At 62.3% G+C, this 18,914-nt stretch carries 19 protein-coding genes; 8 read left to right on the top strand and 11 right to left on the bottom strand.

Annotated elements, in window-relative coordinates:
* Positions 1 to 125: 125 nt before the first annotated feature.
* Positions 126 to 665, top strand: coding sequence for an adenine phosphoribosyltransferase (locus ACR0NB_RS00965; RefSeq protein WP_170337941.1), 540 nt, complete (start codon positions 126 to 128; stop codon positions 663 to 665).
* Positions 666 to 834: 169 nt separating this feature from the next.
* The gene (locus ACR0NB_RS00960; RefSeq protein ID WP_170337939.1) at positions 835 to 1,317 is read left to right on the top strand and encodes a fasciclin domain-containing protein; all 483 of its coding nucleotides are present in this window, start codon (positions 835 to 837) and stop codon (positions 1,315 to 1,317) included.
* Positions 1,318 to 1,355: 38 nt separating this feature from the next.
* Here the strand turns inward: ACR0NB_RS00960 and ACR0NB_RS00955 are convergent, their stop codons facing one another.
* From ACR0NB_RS00955 to coxB, 11 genes are all read right to left on the bottom strand, one after another.
* The gene (locus ACR0NB_RS00955; protein WP_480774718.1) at positions 1,356 to 2,774 is read right to left on the bottom strand and encodes an FAD-binding oxidoreductase; all 1,419 of its coding nucleotides are present in this window, start codon (positions 2,772 to 2,774) and stop codon (positions 1,356 to 1,358) included.
* 38 nt (positions 2,775 to 2,812) lie between these two features.
* Positions 2,813 to 3,631, bottom strand: coding sequence for an MBL fold metallo-hydrolase (locus ACR0NB_RS00950; RefSeq protein ID WP_480774717.1), 819 nt, complete (start codon positions 3,629 to 3,631; stop codon positions 2,813 to 2,815).
* A gap of 92 nt (positions 3,632 to 3,723) precedes the next feature.
* Complete coding sequence (locus tag ACR0NB_RS00945; protein WP_093962743.1) at positions 3,724 to 4,308, bottom strand: GNAT family N-acetyltransferase; 585 nt, start codon at positions 4,306 to 4,308, stop codon at positions 3,724 to 3,726.
* Positions 4,308 to 5,570: a M16 family metallopeptidase gene (locus ACR0NB_RS00940; RefSeq protein WP_480774716.1), complete on the bottom strand. Its 1,263-nt coding sequence runs from the start codon at positions 5,568 to 5,570 to the stop codon at positions 4,308 to 4,310. Before ACR0NB_RS00940 ends, ACR0NB_RS00945 begins: the two co-directional genes overlap by 1 nt.
* Positions 5,567 to 6,955 (bottom strand): threonine synthase, encoded by a 1,389-nt coding sequence (gene thrC, locus ACR0NB_RS00935; RefSeq protein ID WP_480774715.1) that lies wholly within the window; start codon positions 6,953 to 6,955, stop codon positions 5,567 to 5,569. Before thrC ends, ACR0NB_RS00940 begins: the two co-directional genes overlap by 4 nt.
* On the bottom strand, positions 6,952 to 7,629 hold the full coding sequence (locus ACR0NB_RS00930) for an SURF1 family protein (RefSeq protein ID WP_170592221.1): 678 nt from the start codon (positions 7,627 to 7,629) through the stop codon (positions 6,952 to 6,954). Before ACR0NB_RS00930 ends, thrC begins: the two co-directional genes overlap by 4 nt.
* 173 nt (positions 7,630 to 7,802) lie before the next feature.
* Positions 7,803 to 8,618 carry a cytochrome c oxidase subunit 3 gene (locus ACR0NB_RS00925; protein ID WP_093962747.1) on the bottom strand — a complete coding sequence of 272 codons (816 nt, stop codon included), beginning with the start codon at positions 8,616 to 8,618 and terminating at the stop codon, positions 7,803 to 7,805.
* Between the two features lie 22 nt (positions 8,619 to 8,640).
* The gene (locus ACR0NB_RS00920; protein ID WP_480774714.1) at positions 8,641 to 9,216 is read right to left on the bottom strand and encodes a cytochrome c oxidase assembly protein; all 576 of its coding nucleotides are present in this window, start codon (positions 9,214 to 9,216) and stop codon (positions 8,641 to 8,643) included.
* Entirely contained in the window at positions 9,216 to 9,377 is a 162-nt protein-coding gene (locus tag ACR0NB_RS00915; RefSeq protein ID WP_170337538.1) for a hypothetical protein, read from the bottom strand. Before ACR0NB_RS00915 ends, ACR0NB_RS00920 begins: the two co-directional genes overlap by 1 nt.
* Complete coding sequence (cyoE, locus tag ACR0NB_RS00910) at positions 9,374 to 10,330, bottom strand: heme o synthase (RefSeq protein ID WP_480774713.1); 957 nt, start codon at positions 10,328 to 10,330, stop codon at positions 9,374 to 9,376. Before cyoE ends, ACR0NB_RS00915 begins: the two co-directional genes overlap by 4 nt.
* 82 nt (positions 10,331 to 10,412) lie before the next feature.
* Positions 10,413 to 11,324, bottom strand: coding sequence for a cytochrome c oxidase subunit II (gene coxB / locus ACR0NB_RS00905; RefSeq protein WP_480774712.1), 912 nt, complete (start codon positions 11,322 to 11,324; stop codon positions 10,413 to 10,415).
* A gap of 176 nt (positions 11,325 to 11,500) precedes the next feature.
* Between coxB and tldD the strand changes: the two genes are divergently transcribed.
* The 6 genes from tldD to ACR0NB_RS00875 all read left to right on the top strand — a co-directional run bounded on the left by tldD (position 11,501) and on the right by ACR0NB_RS00875 (position 18,866).
* The gene (gene tldD / locus ACR0NB_RS00900) at positions 11,501 to 12,922 is read left to right on the top strand and encodes a metalloprotease TldD (RefSeq protein WP_170358198.1); all 1,422 of its coding nucleotides are present in this window, start codon (positions 11,501 to 11,503) and stop codon (positions 12,920 to 12,922) included.
* A 228-nt stretch (positions 12,923 to 13,150) separates the two neighbouring features.
* Positions 13,151 to 14,281, top strand: a complete 1,131-nt coding sequence (gene dprA / locus ACR0NB_RS00895; RefSeq protein WP_480774711.1) for a DNA-processing protein DprA — start codon at positions 13,151 to 13,153, stop codon at positions 14,279 to 14,281.
* Positions 14,282 to 14,430: 149 nt separating this feature from the next.
* Positions 14,431 to 17,031, top strand: a complete 2,601-nt coding sequence (gene topA, locus ACR0NB_RS00890; RefSeq protein WP_480774710.1) for a type I DNA topoisomerase — start codon at positions 14,431 to 14,433, stop codon at positions 17,029 to 17,031.
* Positions 17,032 to 17,049: 18 nt separating this feature from the next.
* Positions 17,050 to 17,448: a hypothetical protein gene (locus tag ACR0NB_RS00885; RefSeq protein WP_480774709.1), complete on the top strand. Its 399-nt coding sequence runs from the start codon at positions 17,050 to 17,052 to the stop codon at positions 17,446 to 17,448.
* A gap of 87 nt (positions 17,449 to 17,535) precedes the next feature.
* On the top strand, positions 17,536 to 18,240 hold the full coding sequence (locus tag ACR0NB_RS00880; protein ID WP_480774708.1) for a CoA transferase subunit A: 705 nt from the start codon (positions 17,536 to 17,538) through the stop codon (positions 18,238 to 18,240).
* Positions 18,240 to 18,866 (top strand): CoA transferase subunit B, encoded by a 627-nt coding sequence (locus ACR0NB_RS00875; protein ID WP_170337532.1) that lies wholly within the window; start codon positions 18,240 to 18,242, stop codon positions 18,864 to 18,866. Before ACR0NB_RS00880 ends, ACR0NB_RS00875 begins: the two co-directional genes overlap by 1 nt.
* Positions 18,867 to 18,914: the final 48 nt, after the last annotated feature.

Genomic DNA, 18,914 nt, shown 5'->3' with positions numbered 1-18,914 from the left:
CCAAGGGCGGGTGGTCCGGACGCATCTGTTCCGCAGCAAATACGCGCAGGAAGGCAGCCGTGGCTTGCATGACTGGCCGTGATACGCCAAACACCGCCGTGTTTTGACGCAAGAAGGGTTGCCCCATGTCCAGAAGCAAAACGGTCAAGGATTACATTCGGACCATCGTCGATTTTCCCCACGAAGGGATCATGTTCCGCGACGTGACGACCCTATTTGCGGATCCCCGCGGGTTTCGCATGGCCATCGACCAGATGCTGCACCCCTATGCCGGCGAGCGCATCGACAAGGTCGTGGGGCTTGAGGCGCGCGGTTTCATCCTGGGCGGCGCGATCGCTCACCAGCTGAGCGTGGGCTTCGTTCCGATCCGCAAGAAGGGCAAGCTGCCGGGCACCACGATCAGCGAGGAATACAAGCTGGAATACGGCGAAGCAATCGTCGAGATCCACGATGACGCGATCCAGCCCGGCGAAAAGGTTCTGGTCGTCGATGACCTGCTGGCCACCGGCGGCACTGCCGCGGCAGGCATCAAGCTGATCGAACGTCTGGGCGGCGAGATCGTCAGCTGCGCGTTCATCATCGACCTGCCCGAGCTGGGTGGCCGCAAGGTGCTGGAGGAGATGGGCATGGACGTCCATGTCTTGTGCGAATTCGAAGGGCTGTGAACAGACAACGGTCACGATTTCGTGACTTGCCGCTGGAAACGCCGCGCGCTTAGCGCGGCGTCGTTCGTTTTCCAGTCGGTTTTTTGCCCCTGACGCCTGATCTCCTTCCGGCATGTCGCCGTATAGACCGTGATGTCGCCGATGACATCCTCAACAAGGGAAGTAGATCATGTTTCGCAAATTCGCTGTTGCCGGTGTCGCCAGTATTCTGTTTTCGACCGCTGCCATGGCCGACGGCCACGGCAAGGACATTGTGGACACCGCTGTCGGAGCCGGCAGTTTCAACACTCTGGTCGCAGCCGTGCAGGCCGCCGAGTTGGTTGACACGCTGAAGGGCGAAGGCCCATTCACCGTGTTCGCGCCTACCGATGAAGCCTTTGCCGCGTTGCCCGAAGGCACCGTGGAAACGCTGCTGAAGCCCGAGAACAAGGATCAGCTTGTGGCGATCCTCACCTATCACGTGGTTCCGGGCAAGGTGATGTCGGGTGATCTGTCCGACGACATGACCGCCGCCACCGTTCAGGGTGGAGAGATCACGATCGATCTCGACAACGGTGTCATGGTCAATGACGCAAATGTCGTTCAGGCAGATATCGAAACCAGCAATGGCGTGATCCACGTCATCGACAAGGTTATCCTGCCGGCGTCGTAAACGACGCGCAGCTGCGGCCCGGAGCGTCCGGGCCGCACTCACTCACCTGACAGGACGGCGCCCGGGTTCATGATCCCGCGCGGGTCCAAGCCAGCCTTGATGGCACGCATGGCCGACAGTTTGGCCGGATCACCATAACGTTCCAGATCACCGGTCTTCAGACGGCCCACCCCATGCTCGGCACTGACCGATCCTTCAAATTCATGCACCAGGTCATGAACCGCGCGCTTGATCTCGGCGCGTCGATCATCGAACTCACCCCGGTTGTGGCCTCTGGGCGGGAAGACGTTGTAGTGCAGGTTGCCGTCCCCCAGATGACCAAAGCAATTCACTCGGAACGGTCCGAGGGCGGCAATCGCCTCGCCGCCTTGCCGGATAAAGTCGGGGATCCGTGAAATCGGAACCGAGATATCGTGGCTGGACACCGAACCGATCAGCCGGTTCGCCTCGGGGATGCGTTCGCGCACCGACCACAGCGCGTCGCGCTGCGCGGCGCTTTGGGCGATGACGCCGTCCGACACCAGACCACGGGCTTCGGCAGCGACGAACAAGGACTCCAGCGCCGCCTCGGGCTCGTGCCCGGTCGGGAATCCCAACTCGATCAGGACTGACCATTCCGGCGGTGTGTCAAAGGGTTGAAGCACGTCCGGCAAGACCTCGGCCAGAAAATCCAGCCCCTGTCTGTGGATCAGTTCGAATGCGCTAACGGTTTCGCCCAGATTGTCCCGGGCCAGGGACAGCAAGTCGATCGCCGCTTCGGGGCTGGCCGCCTGAAAGATCGCCGTGCCCAGCCCGGCAGGGCGCGGGAAAAGTTTGAGCGAAGCGGCGGTGATGACCCCCAGCGTACCCTCGGACCCGATCAGCAGGTTGCGCAGATCATAGCCGGTGTTGTCCTTGCGCAGCCGCCCCAGCCCGTGCCAGATGTCCCCATTGGGTAAAACCGCTTCAAGCCCTAGGCACAGATCCCGGGCATTGCCATAACGCAGGACGTTGACGCCCCCTGCATTGGTAGCCAGGTTTCCCCCGATCCGGCATGACCCCTGCGCCGCCAGCGACAGCGGAAACAGCCGGTTGGCTGCCTCAGCCGCGGCCTGAATGTCGGCAAGCACCGCACCGGCCTCGGCGATCAGAATGTTTTCGGTCGGGTAGACGGCCCGGATCGCGCGCATCCGCTCAAGCGACAGGATCAGGGGCGCGGGGCCATCTGCCATGACCTGCCCGCCCACAAGACCGGTGCCGCCGCCGTATGGCACCACCGGCACGCGGACCTCGGACGCCAAACGCACCAAGGCTGCGACCTGCTCAACCGTGCGGGGCAAGGCCAGCAGACCCGCCTGCCCGGCGAAGCGGCGGCGCGGCTCTTCCACATAGCGCGGCTCGAGCGGGCGCAGAGTATCGTCACCCAAGCGGGCGTGGATGGTTTCGGCAAAGGTTTCGTCGGCAGGGTTCAAATGCATGCCCTCTGCATGCCCAAGCCTGCTGCGTACGGCAAGGCTTATTCCAATTCCATCAGGTATCGCGGCTCGAGCACCACCACTGTCGGACGGTCCGGCAGGGTCCGCAGCGATACTTCGATTTCCGAAACCCCGTCCCGGCGCACCGGGAAATCGGATCGGATATCGGCCAGGAACCGGTCCAGCGAATATCCCGAGAACCAGTGCATCGGAATGATGACCGAGCTTTTCAGCCGCTGCAGCACCGAGATCATCTCGGGCAAGGGCATGGTCGTGCCCCCGTCCACCGCCGCCATGACCACGTCCAGCCGCCCAAGGGCCGCGAACTGTTCGTCGGACGGCACATGGTGCAGATGCCCCAGATGGCCGATGCACAGGCCTTCGACCTCGAACACGAAGATCGAGTTTCCGAGCTCTTCCACTCCGCCGTAAGCGGACCGGATGTCGGTCGAGACGTTGCGCACCAGCAATTCGCCCAGATCGAGGTGGTGTTCGATGCCCTGCCCAAACTCGCCCCACCCCGGCAGCACATGCGGGATGGCCGGATCGGGATAGGCGGTCCAATGGGTGTCATGGGCGTGATTCATCGTCACGATGTCGGGGATCAGATCCGCGCCGCCGATGAAGCCGGTGAAATCAGTCACCGCATTCAACCCGCCGGGTGTTTGGATCAGAAAAGACGCATGCGCGACATAGCTGATCCGAACCGAGAATTCGGGCACCGGATCCTGCCACGCCGCCTTCTGCAGATACTGGATTCCAGGGGTGTTCTGGGCGATGGCAATGCAATGGCTCGGCCGACGCTCCTGCGCCGCCGCCGTTCCTGCCAGCAAGATCAGACCCGCCAAAATACTCCGCATGTCGAGTAGTCTAGCGCATCCGGCACCCGAGTCACGTCACGGGGCCCCGATTTCGGACACAGTCCCGCCTGTATCAACGCCAAATGAGCGGCCTAGCCCGCGTCCGTCCGCCCGCGCCGGTCCGAGCGCAGCGACGCATAGAGCACATGCGTCCGCCAACGCCCGTTGATCTGCAGATAGGATTGCGCCACGCCCTCGTATTTGAAGCCCGAGCTTTCCAATAGCCCGCGAGAGGCGGCGTTTTCCGGCAGGCAGGCGGCCTCGATCCGGCTCAGGTCCAGTCGGGTAAAGGCGTAATGCACCACGGCGCCGATGGCCTCGCGCATGTAACCCTGCCGGGCAAAGGCCTGCCCGGTCCAATAGCCCAGCGTTCCGGCCTGCGCCGGCCCCCGGCGGATGTTGTCCAGCGTAATGGCGCCCACCAGCATGTCATCCGTTCTGCGGAAGAGGAACAGCGGAACCGCCGTGCCATTGGCCACCGAGCGTTGCGCCCAGTAGACACGGTTGGTGAACGATTTGCGGGTCAGATGATCCTTGGCCCAGATCGGCTCCCACGGGGTCAGATACTCGCGCGAGGCCAGCCGCAGCGCGGCCCAGTCGTTGAAGTCGGAATGCACGGGCGGGCGCAAGCTCAACCGCTCGGTCTCGAGTTTCAGCCTGCGTCTGCCCAACAGCATCACGCCGCGCGCCTCTCCTGCAGCCTCTCCAGTGTCGGCGCACCACCCACAGGTCCGTAGAGCGCCAGTGCTGCCGGAGCCTGAACCGCCATCTTTTCGGCAAAGGCCCGGACGTCGGCGGTGCTGACCGCGTCGATCTTGGCCACGGTTTCCTCGAGCGGCGGAACACGGCCCCATATCTGCACCAGCCGGGCCAGACGTTCGGCCCGGTTCGAAGGGCTTTCCAGCCCCATCAGCATCCCGGCCTTCATCTGTACGCGGGCGCGGGCAACCTCCTCGGGGCTCATGTCCTCGGCGGCGCGCTTCATCTCGTCGATGGTGATGGTGGCCAGCTCGCCCACCTGATCGGCCGAAGTGCCGGCATAGATCGTGGTCGTTCCCGTGTCGGCATAGGCGCCGGTCTGGGCAAAGATCGTATAGCACAGCCCGCGGGTCTCACGCACTTCCTGAAACAGGCGCGAGGACATGCCGCCGCCCAGCGCGGTCGAATAGATCTGCGCGGTATAGATCTCGTTATTGCGATAGCCCGGGCTTTCCAGCGCCAGGGCAAAATGCGCCTGCTCCAGCGCCTTGTCCCGCCGCGCCTCGCCGCCGGTGAACCGCGCGGGTTCCGGTAGCAGCCCCTTGCGGGGTTGCAGATGGCCGAACATCTCTTCGGCCAGTTTCATCAACTGGTCATGATCGACCGCGCCCGCCGCCGACAGGATCATCTGATCGGGCGCATAGTGCTCGGCCACGAAGGCCGACAGGTCGTCGCGCGAAAAGGCGCTGACCCGTTCGGTCGGCCCCAGAATGGTGCGGCCCAGCGGCTGGTCGCGATAGCTCTGTTCCTGCAGCCAGTCAAAGATCACATCGTCGGGCGTGTCATGCGCCTGTCCGATTTCCTGCAGGATCACGCCGCGCTCAACCTCGATCTCGCGCGGGTCGAAGACGGGGTTCAGGACAATGTCGCCGATCACGTCCATCGCCAGCGCCACGTCATCCTTCAGCACCCGGGCGTAATAGGCCGTCACCTCGCGCGAGGTATAGGCGTTGATATAGCCGCCCACATCCTCGATCGCCTCGGCGATCTGCAGGGCCGAGCGCCGCTCGGTGCCCTTGAAGGCCATATGCTCGAGGAAATGCGCGATTCCGTTCTGTTCGATCCGCTCGTGCCGCCCGCCGGCGGTCACCCAAATGCCGATGGCGGCCGATTGCAGCCCCGGCATCTGTTCGCTGACGATCCGAAAGCCGTTTGTTAGTTGGTCCAGTCTGACAGTCACTCAGCAATGTGCCTTTTGATATGATCCTCGATGGCGCCCAGATGGTTGGCGATGCGGGTCACCCGTTCCGGACGTTCATACAGATCGGACATGCGCGAGGGAAGAGGCGGATGCACACCGCTGGCCTGCTCGACCGCGGCGGGGAATTTCGCAGGGTGCGCGGTGGCCAGCGTCACCATCGGCACATCGGCGGCGCGGGTGTCTTCGGCCACCTTGATGCCCACGGCAGTGTGCGGACAGACCAGCTCGGCGCTGTGTTCCAGCGTGGATTTGATCGTGGCGAGCGTTTCCTCTTCGGACACACGGCCCGAATCGAAGCTTTCGCGCAGGGCCTCCATCGCGCCTTGGCTGACGTGGAAGCCGCCCTGTTTCAGCTCGTCCATCAACTGCGCCACGGCCCGCCCGTCCTCGCCATAGGCATAGTACAGCGCGCGCTCAAAGTTCGAGCTGACCTGAATGTCCATCGACGGGCTGATCGAGGGGATGGTGTCGCCCTTGAAATAGCCCTGCCCCGACAGGCAGCGATGCAGGATGTCGTTCTGGTTGGTCGCCACCACCAGACGGTCGATGGGCAGACCCATCCGCTTGGCGATATAGCCGGCGAAGATGTCGCCGAAATTGCCGGTGGGCACCGTGAAGCTGACCTTGCGATGCGGCGCGCCCAGGCTGGTCGCGGCCGAGAAATAATAAACCACTTGCGCCAGCACGCGGGCAAAGTTAATCGAGTTCACCCCCGCCAGCTTGACCCCGTCGCGGAAATCGAAATCGTTGAACATGTCCTTCACGGCGGCCTGACAGTCGTCGAAATCGCCATCGACGGCCAGCGCGTGCACGTTGCTGTCGGCGGGTGTGGTCATCTGACGGCGCTGCACCTCGGAGACGCGGCCATGCGGGAACAGGATGAACACATCGACCGCGTCCAGCCCCCGGAACGCCTCGATCGCGGCCGATCCTGTGTCGCCGCTGGTGGCGCCGACGATGGTAACACGTTCGCCCCGCCTCTTCAGCGCCACCTGGAACAGCTGGCCGATAAGCTGCATGGCGAAATCCTTGAAGGCCAGCGTGGGCCCGTGGAACAGCTCCAGCAGAAAGTGGTTCTCGTTCAGCTGCTTCAAAGGCGCGCGGGCATCATGGCCGAACCCGGCATAGGCGCGGGCGATGATCTCTTTGAATTCGTCCCCGGCGAACGAGCCGCTGACATACGGCCACATGACGCGGAACGCGATCTCTTCATAGGGCAGCCCGGCAAGCGCGGCGATCTCGTCCTGACTCAGAACCGGAATCTCGGCAGGCAGGTACAGGCCGCCGTCGCGGGCCAGACCGGTCAGCATCGCCTCTTCAAAGCTCAGTTCGGGCGCCTGCCCGCGGGTCGAGATATATTTCATTGCGCGTCACTTTCTGATGGGGCGCGGCCGCGCCACAGGAAATATCCGGTCATTGCGGCCCAGACCAGCGCCAGGCCGAACCATGTCACCGCGTATTGCAGATGGTCGTTGGGAATACCCGCCGTATCCACCGGCAGCGGCGTGATGGCGGGATCGGTCTGGCTGCGGGCAACCAGTAGGATCGGTTCGGCCCCAAGTGCATCGGCCAGCGCGGGCACGTCGCGGGCAAACCAGATGTTGCCCGCCGGGTCCGGATCGGGGGTATAGCTGTCGATCTCATCCGGCCAATGCAGATTTCCGACAACCTGCATGGGGCCGATCTGGCGTTCGGCCTGCTTGGCCGTCGTGGGCACAAAGCCCCGGTCCACCAGGATCGTGCGATCATCTGTGCGGAATGGCGCGATGATCCGATAGCCCGGCCCGACCTGTTTGACCGAAACCAGTACATGGATTTCGCCGGGCAGCATCTCGCCCGATACTTCGACGGGCAGATAACGGTCAGCTTCGGGGTCGACAGCCTCGGGCAGTGGCACCGGATCGGCGGCGATCCGGGCTTCGATGTCGGCCAGAATGCCCTCTTTCCAGGCCAGACGCTGAACCTGCCAAGTGCCCAGAGACACAAGAACCGCCAGCCCGGCGAGTCCGAAAATCAGCAGAAACAGGATGCGGCGCATGTCTGGCCCTTGTTGCGTGTCATAGCGGCTCGGGGTCAAGCCGGCGTCTTGTTACGGTCTGTGCGCAAGGAAATGCAACCTTGCAATTGTACGGGGCGCAATCCCTTGCGCCCCTGATCGAGAAAAAGCCGCCCCGAGGGGCGGCTTTTGCAATTCGACAGCCTCGCGGGGCGTTACATCAGCGGTGCCTGACCCCAGATGTAGACTGCGAAGAACAGGAACAGCCAGACAACGTCGACAAAGTGCCAGTACCATGCGGCCGCCTCGAACCCGACGTGTTTCTCCGGGGTAAAGTCGCCACGAAGCGCGCGGATCAGACAGACAGTCAGGAAGATGGTGCCGATGATCACATGTGCGCCGTGGAAGCCGGTTGCCATGAAGAAGTTCGAGTAGAACTGATCGCCGCCGAACTCCCAGCCTTCGTGGGCCAGCAGTTCATAGTATTCGAAGGCCTGCAGGAAGGTGAAGGCGATACCCAGGACGATACCGATCGCGAGACCCTGAATCAGCGCCTTGCGGTCGTTGTCGTGGACCAGCGCGTGGTGCGCCCAAGTGATCGCACAGCCCGACAGCAACAGAACCAGAGTGTTGATCAGCGGCAGGTGGAACGGGTCCACCGCGTGGATGTCAGGCTGGATGTATTCGGTGCCGGCATAGTCGTACATCGGATACATGCGATGTTTGAAGAACGACCAGAACCAGGCGAAGAAGAACATCACCTCGGACATGACGAACAGGATGAACCCGTAGCGCAGCCCGATCCGGACGACCGGAGTGTGATCACCCGCGCGGCTTTCGGCCACGACCTCGGACCACCAGGCAAACATCGTGTAGAGAACTGCCACAAGACCACCCCAGAACACGAAGGAGGTCATGCCGTGCATCCACAAGACGGCTCCGAACAGCATGACGAAGCCACCGATCGCGCCGATCAGCGGCCAGATCGAAGGTGCCAGAATGTGGTAATCGTGGTTTTTTGCGTGTGCCATCAGCGTCCCTCACCTACAGGCGTTAGTTCGTGTTTGTTTCTGCCTGCGCATCCAGGGCGGCATAGCCCTCGGGCAGGTCGATTTCGTAGAATGTATACGACAGCGTGATCGTATGAACATACTGTGCTTCGGGGTCTTCCACCATTTCGGGGTCGACGAAGAAAGTTACGGGCATCTCGACCCGTTCACCGGGTTCCAGAACCTGCTCTTCAAAGCAGAAACAGGCGATCTTCTGGAAATAGCCACCGGCGGAATAGGGCGTCACGTTGTACGATGCCTGTCCCGCAACCGGCTTGTCCGTCGGGTTGTATGCTTCGTAGAAGGCCAGACCGGTCTCACCGATGCGCACCTTCATCTCGCGCTCGACGGGTTTGAACTCCCACGGCATGTCTTTGGCCTTGGACGCGTCGAAGCGAACGGTCACCACCCGGTCGAGGACATCGTCGGGCGTGGCCTCGGCAACGCCCGTGGTGCCCCCGAACCCGGTGACCCGGCAGAACCAGTCGTAGAACGGCACGGCCGCCCAGGCCAGGCTGCCCATCAGAACAACCAGCCCAACGGTTTGTGCAACGGTCTTCTGCGGTCCGCTCAAAGCCATCAGTTCTGAACCTCCTCGCTGGGCACGCCGAAATCGCTGCCCGAGACCTTTACTATGGTCAGGCCGAAAATGATCACGATGAACGCCGCCAACGTCAGCCCAACACCCAGGTTGCGGCCGAAACGACGCTGGTGCAGCTCATGGCTTTTGCGCAGGCTCATGACCAGCCTCCCAACCCGTAGGGTTTCAGCAGCGCTTCGACGAGAATCGCGCCGAAATGCAGGAACAGGTACAGCAGTGACAGCTTGAAAAAGCTGCGCTCGACCTTGAATTTGTCCGCCTCGGCATCGTCTTCGGTGCGGCGCGAGATGGCCCATGCCCCCCGCAGGAACAGAGCGTTCAACACTACGGCCACAGCCAGGTAAATTGGCCCACCGATACCCGAGAACGCCGTGCCCACGGCCAGCAGAGCCAGCAATGCGGTATAGACCAGAATATGGGTCCGCGTGGCGCGGCGTCCGTGCGTCACTGTCAGCATCGGCACGCCGGCGTCGTCATAATCCGAGCGCATGAACAGCGCCAGCGCCCAGAAATGCGGCGGTGTCCACATGAAGGTCAGGGCAAACATCAGCCACGGCTCGAGCGTCATCGAACCCGTGGCGGCAACCCAGCCGATTACCGGCGGGAAGGCGCCCGCGGCGCCACCTATCACGATGTTCTGCGGCGTCAGGCGCTTGAGCCACATCGTGTAGATCACGACATAGAAAAAGATGGTAAAGGCCAGAAACGCGCCCGCGAACCAGTTGGTCGCCAAACCCAGCATGATCACCGACAGACCCGACAGAGCCAGGCCCAGTGCCATCGCCTCGCCGGGCTCGACCTTGCCCGACGGGATCGGACGGCCCTTGGTGCGCTTCATCACCTTGTCGATATCCGCATCCCACCACATGTTCAGCGCGCCCGAGGCGCCGCCGCCGATGGCGATGAACAGGATGGCGCAGAAGCCGACGAACGGATGTACCGGCACAGGTGCGGCCAGCAGACCTACCAACGCGGTGAACACGACAAGCGACATCACCCGCGGCTTGAGCAGGGCGAAATAGTCGCCAAAGCCGGCCTCGTCCGCACGGGATTGTGCGGCAAGTGTGCTGGCATTGATGCTCGCGTCCGTCATGTCAGGTCCTTGTGGTGCGAAAGCTGCGCGAAGCCCGCGCAGCCTGTCCTTGGTTTCGATCGGGCCTCAGGCCCCGGGATCGTCAGTTCGAGGCGATCTGGAACGACGCCGGCTGGCCGGCATATTCGTCCAACGCGCCCTGCAGCCACTCCTGGTAGGCTTCTTCGCTGACAACTTTGACGGTGATCGGCATGTAGGCGTGGTCCTTGCCGCACAGCTCGGAGCACTGGCCGAAGTAGATGCCTTCCTTGTCGGCCTGGAACCACAGCTCGGCCAGACGGCCCGGAACGCCGTCCTGTTTGACGCCAAACGCGGGGATCGTCCACGAGTGGATCACGTCGGCCGCCGTGACCTGCATCACGACCACCTTGTTGACGGGCACCACGACGGCGGTGTCGGTGGCCAGCAGCCACTCATCCTCGCTGTAGCCGGCGTCGGCCAGCTTGGCGCGCATCGCATCGTCGAGAACGAACGGGGTCACATCCGCATCGGCGGGGCGTGCGCCTTCGTCCAGGGTTGCCGGGTGACCCAGCAGGTAGCTGTCGAACGCAAAGTCGTGATCAACATATTCATAGGTCCAGTACCACTGGTTGCCGATCACCTTGATGACGACATCACCCTCGGGGATTTCCTGCTGCTTGAACAGCACCGGCAGCGAGAACGCACCGATGAAGACCAGGATCAGGATCGGGCCGATGGTCCAGGCGATTTCGACCGGAGTGTAGTGCGAGAACCGCGCCGGGGTCGGGTTTACACGCTGGTTGTAGCGCACGATGCAGTATACCAGCAGGCCTGCGACCAGCAGACAGATCGCGGTGATGATAACCAGAATCATACCGTCAAGGCGGTGAATCCCTTCGGCCAGGCTGGTGGCCGCCGGCTGGAAGCCTATGCCGCCGTCGACCGGCTTGCCGATGATCTCAAGATCCTGAGCCATGGCGGGAAGGCTGGAGAGGGCTGCGAACACCCCCGAAAGCATCAAAGCATTCTTCATTTTCTGTCCTGATCGTTTGATCTTTGCGTCTCTGGCGAACAGGTGTGAATCGGTCACACCTCTCCCGTTGTCTTTGGCCGCGTTAAAAACCATATTCCGGGAGGTAGATAAAGCAAAATGCTTGCGTCAAACAGACGCTATTTTTGATCTGGATCAAACGCGAAAGGCCGCAACCCATGACTCAAGCCCCGTTTCGCCCGTTCGAGACCGCATTGCCGCATGACGAGGCACTGGCCGTACTGCGCTCGGCCACCGCCGGGGCCGAAGACGGCGAGCTGTTTGTAGAGCGTCGGAAATCCGAAACACTTGCCTTTGACGATGGGCGCCTGCGCACCGCATCCTACGATGCGTCCGAGGGATTCGGGCTGCGTGCAGTGCAGGGTGATGTGGCCGGTTATGCCCACTCGACCGATGTATCAATGCCCTCGCTGAAACGTGCTGCGGAAACCGCCCGGCTGGCGGTTGGTGACGGTGGAGGCACTTTGGCCGACGCGCCAAGGCGCACAAACAAGCAGCTTTATACGGATGCGGACCCGATCGAATCCGCCAGCTTCCCGGTCAAGGTCGAGACTCTGCGCGAAATCGACGGATTTGCGCGCGATCTGGACCCCAGGGTGGTTCAAGTCAGCGCCGTGATCGCCGCGTCCGTGCAAGAGGTCGAGATCCTCCGCCCCGATGGCACCATGGTACGCGACGTTCGTCCGATGACCCGCCTGAACGTGTCGGTCATCGTCGAACAGAACGGCCGGCGCGAAAGCGGATCGGCCGGAGGTGGTGGCCGCGTTGGTCTGGACGGCCTGATTGACCCGTCCGATTGGCAGGACAAGGTCCGAGAGGCGCTGCGCATTGCTTTGGTCAACCTTGACGCCGTTGCCGCTCCGGCCGGCGTGATGGAAGTCGCATTGGGCCCCGGCTGGCCCGGCATCCTGCTGCACGAGGCCATCGGGCATGGGTTGGAAGGAGACTTTAACCGCAAGGGGAGTTCGGCCTTTGCCGGGCTGATGGGGCAGCGGATCGCCTCCAAGGGCGTGACCGTGGTGGATGACGGGACGATCCCGGATCGTCGCGGATCGATCACCGTGGATGACGAGGGGACACCGAGCTCGCGCACCGTGCTGATCGAAGACGGCATCCTGACTGGCTACATGCAGGACCGGCAGAATGCGCGCCTGATGGGCGTGTCCCCCACCGGCAACGGGCGCCGGCAAAGCTATGCGCACAAACCGATGCCACGCATGACCAACACGATCATGCTGGGCGGCGATGCCAACCCGGCGGATCTGGTGGCCGAGATCAAGGACGGCATCTGGGCCGTGGGTTTCGGCGGCGGCCAGGTCGACATCACCAACGGCAAATTCGTGTTCAGCTGTACCGAGGCCTACCGGGTCGTGAACGGCAAAATCGGCGCGCCGGTCAAGGGCGCAACGCTGATCGGCGACGGTCCTTCAGCGTTGAAACGTATCCGGGGTCTGGGCAACGACATGGCCCTGGATCCCGGCATGGGAACCTGCGGCAAGGACGGTCAGTGGGTGCCCGTGGGTGTGGGTCAACCCACAGTGCTGATGGAGGGGCTGACGGTCGGAGGATCGGCCGCCTGATGCGAATCGTGTGCTTGCGGCCGGCACCATGGTTAATCCGTGCTGCCGGCCACAAAAGGAATGAACCGTAGCGCATCGAAAACGAAAGCCTGAGAAAAGTTATTACTTTCAAAGATTTGCGCGCCTATTCCGCGAAACCCACACTGGAACACGCTAAAATTTTCTGCGATTCACAAGCTGTTAACCCGTCACGCCGTAAACCAGTTCTGCAATCAGGCGGAGCGACGGATGACCGAAGAGCAGCTTTCTTCCAATCACCCCCCACTCCCACCCACCACGGAAGAGGACCGGTTTTCCTGGCTTCGCCTGTTGCGCTCGCGCAAGGTTGGCCCGGCAACGTTCCGGCGCCTGATGCACGAACATGGCTCGGCGCAGAATGCGCTGGCCGCGTTGCCGGAATTGGCACGCGCTGCCGGAATTGAAGGGTATGAAATATGCCCGCCCGGCGTCATCGAGGCGGAACTCAAGGCCGCAAAAGCCGCCAAAGCGCGGCTTTTGTGCCTTGGGGCCGCCGACTATCCTATGGCACTGACCGATCTGAACGATGCCCCTCCTCTGCTTTGGGCAATAGGCGACGTTTCGGTGCTTCAGCGCCCGATGATCTCGCTTGTCGGCGCCCGCAACTGTTCGTCCTTGGGAACCAGGATGGCGCGGGCTCTGGCAGGGGGTCTGGGTGAGAGTGGCTATGTAGTCGTCTCCGGCCTGGCCCGCGGTGTCGACACCGCCGCGCATCTGGCCACGCTGCAAACGGGAACCGTTGCAGTCATGGCCGGTGGCGTCGACATCATCTATCCGGCGGAAAACAAGGAACTGGCGCGCGACATCGCGACCAGAGGGCTGCGCATCTCCGAACAACCAATGGGCGTGACCCCGCAGGCCCGCCACTTTCCTCGCCGCAACCGGATCATATCAGGGCTGTCTCAGGCCGTCGTCGTCGTCGAGGCTGCCGCCAAGTCCGGCAGCCTCATCACGGCGCGCGACGCACTGGACCAGGGACGCGAGGTTCTTGCCGTGCCCGGCCATCCGTTCGACGCCCGCGCCGCCGGCTGTAATCTTCTGATCCGCGAAGGCGCCACACTTGTGCGCTGCGTGCAGGATGTAATCGACGCCCTGCCCCCGCAGCCGCGCAGAGCGCCCGAACCTGTCCCCGACACGGCGCCCGTCGCGCAGACAATCACTCCTCCCGAGGCGCTCCACGCCCGAATCCTGGAACGGTTGGGGCCTTCGCCTTTGGCCGAGGACCAGTTAATCCGGGATGTCGATGCGCCCGCCAGCGTGATCGGCCCCGCTTTGACCGATCTGGAGCTGGATGGTTTGATCCGTCGCCAACCGGGCGGGTTGCTGAGCCTCGCCGTCTAATCTGCCGAGGTGGTTCCAACCCGGGCCGCTGGTCTCAATTAGGCCGGATTTCGGGCCTTTCAGACTGTGCATTGACAAATCCATCTTGCCCTACACATTTTGCACGGCCATAGAAGGCGCCCAATCCGTCGAGCGAGGTTTTTAACTAAATGCCTGTAGTTGTTGTAGAATCCCCGGCCAAAGCAAAAACAATCAATAAATACCTTGGCCCCGACTACACGGTCCTGGCCTCTTACGGACATGTTCGCGACCTTCCTCCGAAGGATGGATCGGTGGATCCCGACCACGAGTTTTCGATGACTTGGGAGGTCGGCACGGACAGCCGCAAACACGTCAAGGCCATCGCCGACGCGCTCAAGGACGACAACGCGCTGATCCTGGCAACCGACCCCGACCGCGAGGGCGAGGCGATCAGTTGGCACCTGCAGGAGGCGCTGACCAAACGCCGCTCGATCAAGAAGGATACGGCCGTCAGCCGCGTGACGTTCAACGCCATCACCAAGGATGCGGTGACCAAGGCCATGCAGAACCCGCGCGAGGTGGACATGCCGCTGGTCGAGGCGTATCTGGCCCGGCGCGCATTGGATTACCTGGTCGGCTTCAACCTGTCGCCGGTTCTGTGGCGCAAGCTGCCCGGCGCGAAATCGGCCGGACGCGTGCAATCGGTCTGCCTGCGCCTGATCGTCGAGCGCGAGATGGAGATCGAGGCCTTCAAGCCCGTGGAATACTGGTCGGTCAAGGCGCTGTTCGAAACGCCGCGCGGCCAGACCTATGAAGCGCGGCTGGTCACGCTGGCCGGCAAGAAGCTGGACAAGCATGACATCGCCAACGCCACCCAGGCCGAACTGGCGGTGCAGGCCATCACCAGCCGCGCACTGAGCGTGACCTCGGTCGAAGCGAAGCCAGCCGCGCGCAATCCCAGCGCCCCGTTCATGACCTCGACCCTGCAGCAGGAAGCCAGCCGCAAATTCGGCATGGGCGCCCGCCACGCGATGCAGGTGGCGCAGCGTTTGTATGAGGCCGGGCACATAACATACATGCGAACCGACGGCATCGACATGGCGCCCGAGGCCGTCGCCGCCACGCGGGACGCGATCAAGGACCGGTTCGGTACCGAATACGTGCCGGACAGCCCGCGCATGTACAAGAACAAGGCCAAGAATGCGCAGGAAGCGCACGAATGCATCCGGCCCACGGACATGACCAAGGATGCGGCCGCCCTGAAACTGTCGGATGACGATCAGCGCAAGCTGTACGATCTGATCTGGAAACGTACGATCGCCTGCCAGATGGCCGCTGCGCGGCTGGAACGCACGACCGTCGAAATCGGCAGCGATGACGGTCAGGTGGGGCTGCGCGCCACCGGTCAGGTCGTGCTGTTCGACGGATTCATGCGCGTCTACGAAGAAGGCCGCGACGATGTCGAGGACGAAGATGACAAGCGCCTGCCCCAGATCATGCAGGGTGATCCGGCGCGCTTTGCCAAGACCACGCTGAAGGATCAGTTTGACAAGGCCACCGCCGACGGCGCGGACAAGAAGGCCATCCTGTCGGAAAACCAGGCGGTTCTGGCGCTGCAACACCACACCCAGCCGCCGCCGCGCTATACCGAGGCGACCCTGGTCAAACGGATGGAGGAGTTGGGCATCGGGCGACCCTCGACCTATGCCTCGATCGTCACCACGATTCAGGACCGCGGTTACGTCCGCAAGGACAAGAACCGCCTGATCCCCGAGGAAAAGGGCCGGATCGTCACGATCTTCTTGCTGAATTTCTTCCGCCAGTATGTGGGATACGAATTCACTGCCAACCTCGAAGAGCAGCTGGACGAGGTGAGCGCCGGCGCCCGCGACTACAAGGACCTGCTTTCCAAGTTCTGGCGCGATTTCTCGGCCGCGATCGCCGAGACGTCAGAGCTGCGGATTTCGGAAGTGCTCGACAAACTGGACGAGGCACTGGCCCCGCAGTTGTACCCCCTGCGCGAGGATGGCTCGGATCCGCGCATCTGCCCCAAATGCGGGGTCGGACGGCTGCACCTGAAAACCTCGCGGACCGGCGGATTCGTGGGCTGCGGGAACTATCCCGAATGCACCTATACCCGCCCCATCGCCGGTGAAGGCGCCGAGGGCGAGGAACGCATGCTGGGCATGGATGGCGAGGATGAGATCTGGCTGAAATCCGGACGCTTCGGCCCCTATGTCCAGCGCGGCGAAGCCACGCCCGAGAACAAGAAACCGCCGCGCGCCTCTTTGCCCAAGGGTTGGAGCAAGGATGACATGGACCTTGAGAAGGCGCTGACCCTTCTGAGTCTGCCGCGCGAGATTGGCGAACACCCCGAGGGCGGTATGATCAGCGCCAATTTCGGGCGCTTCGGTCCCTATATCATGCATCAGCTGCCGGATGAGGCAAAGCCGGTCTATGCCAACCTCAAGGATCCCAACGACGTGTTCGAGATCGGCATGAACCGCGCCGTCGAACTGTTGGCGGAAAAACGCGCCAATCCCGGGCGGCGCGGACGGGCTGCGGCCAAACCGCTGAAGGAACTGGGCGAGCATCCCGACGGCGGCGCGATCCAGGTTCTGGACGGGCGCTATGGGCCTTATGTGAAGTGGGAAAAGATCAACGCGACCCTGCCCAAGGACATCAAGCCCGAGGACGTGACGCCCGAAATGGCGGTGGAACTTGTCAATGAGAAGGCGGCCAAGAAAGGCACCCGCAAAAAGGCCGCGCCTAAGAAGAAGAGTAAATAGAGGACGGAGGGGTGAAAAGTGAGCAAAAACGAAATCATCCTGAGAAATGAACTTTGCTCAACACTATTGAGGTTGAATTATAACGTTTTCATTCCTGTTTTTGATGAAGGCGTGGATTTGATCGCCTATCGGGAAATCGATGGCGATCTGAGGGTTGTACAACAGAAATCTCGCTGGACCATCGACAAACGATACATTGGTCGAAACATTTGGATGGCATTCCCTAGTGACGGCTTTTGGTATCTCGTGCCGCACGATGAAATGCTGGGGTGGAACGAAACACGCCAGTTTCAATTGACTGATAGCTGGGTAAGAAAGGGGATCTATCACAGGCCCTCGCTGTCCGTGGCCTTGCGCGAGAAGCTCGGGCCATATCGGCTGGAGAATCCGAGCTCATCTCCCACGGCACCTAGGTAGAAATACCACCCGCCCGCAGGTTTCATTGACTTCCCAATGACGTGGCGGCACAACCTGCCCATCACCATGTCATTGGGGGAGTTTTCCATGAAGAAAGTCTATGCCAATGCCACCGAGGCCCTTGATGGGATACTTCGGGATGGCATGCTGATCGCGGCCGGCGGGTTCGGCCTGTGCGGCATTCCCGAATTGCTGCTGCAGGCGATCAAGGAGTCGGGCGTAAAGGATCTGACCTTTGCCTCGAACAACGCAGGCGTCGACGATTTCGGCATCGGCATCCTGCTGCAGACGCGGCAGGTCAAGAAGATGATCAGCTCGTATGTTGGCGAGAACGCCGAGTTCATGCGCCAGTACCTGTCGGGCGAGCTTGAGCTGGAATTCACCCCGCAAGGCACCCTGGCCGAGCGCATGCGCGCCGGTGGCGCGGGCATCCCGGGCTTCTACACCAAGACCGGCGTCGGCACCGTGATCGGCGAGGGCAAGGAGCACAAGGAATTCAACGGCGAGACCTACATCCTCGAGGAAGGGATCTTTGCCGATCTGGCCATCGTCAAGGCATGGAAGGCCGACGACACCGGCAACCTGGTGTTCCGCAAGACCGCCCGCAACTTCAACGTGCCGGCGGCGACCTGCGGCAAGATCTGCGTGGCCGAGGTCGAAGAGATCGTGCCGCGCGGTTCGCTGGACCCGGATTGCATCCACCTGCCCGGCATCTATGTGCACCGGGTCATTCAAGGTCAGCACGAAAAGCGCATCGAACAGCGCACCACCCGCAAGAAGGAGGAAGCGTAATGCCCTGGGACCGCAATCAGATGGCCGCGCGTGCCGCCGAGGAACTGGAAGACGGCATGTATGTGAACCTCGGCATCGGGATTCCGACGCTGGTGGCGAACTATGTGGGCGACAAGGACATCACTCTGCAATCGGAAAATGGCATGCTGGGTATGGGCCCCTTCCCCTATGAGGGCGAAGAGGACCCCGACCTGATCAACGCCGGCAAGCAGACCATCACCGAACTGCCCCGCACCGCCTATTTCGACAGCGCCACGTCCTTTGCCATGATCCGCGGCGGCAAGATTGCGGCGGCGATTTTGGGCGCGATGGAGGTCGACGAGAAAGGCGATCTGGCCAACTGGATGATTCCGGGCAAGCTGGTCAAGGGCATGGGCGGCGCCATGGACCTGGTGGCCGGGGTCGGACGGGTCATCGTGGTGATGGACCACACCAACAAGCACGGCGACAGCAAGGTGCTGAAGGAATGCACCCTGCCGCTGACCGGCAAGGGCGTGGTTGACCGCATCATCACCAACCTGGGCGTGCTGGACGTGGTCGAAGGCGGCCTGAAGATCGTCGAACTGGCCGATGGCGTCAGCGAAGAAGAGATGCGCGCGGCGACCGAGGCGACCATCGTCAGCTGATTTCTGAGCAAACAGAGAAACCGAAAGGCCCGCCAATCGGCGGGCCTT

It is taken from the genome of Ruegeria sp. CG3 (assembly GCF_056537205.1).
Note: the sequence above shows the minus strand (reverse complement) of the source record. Positions and strands in the feature narration are given on the sequence as shown.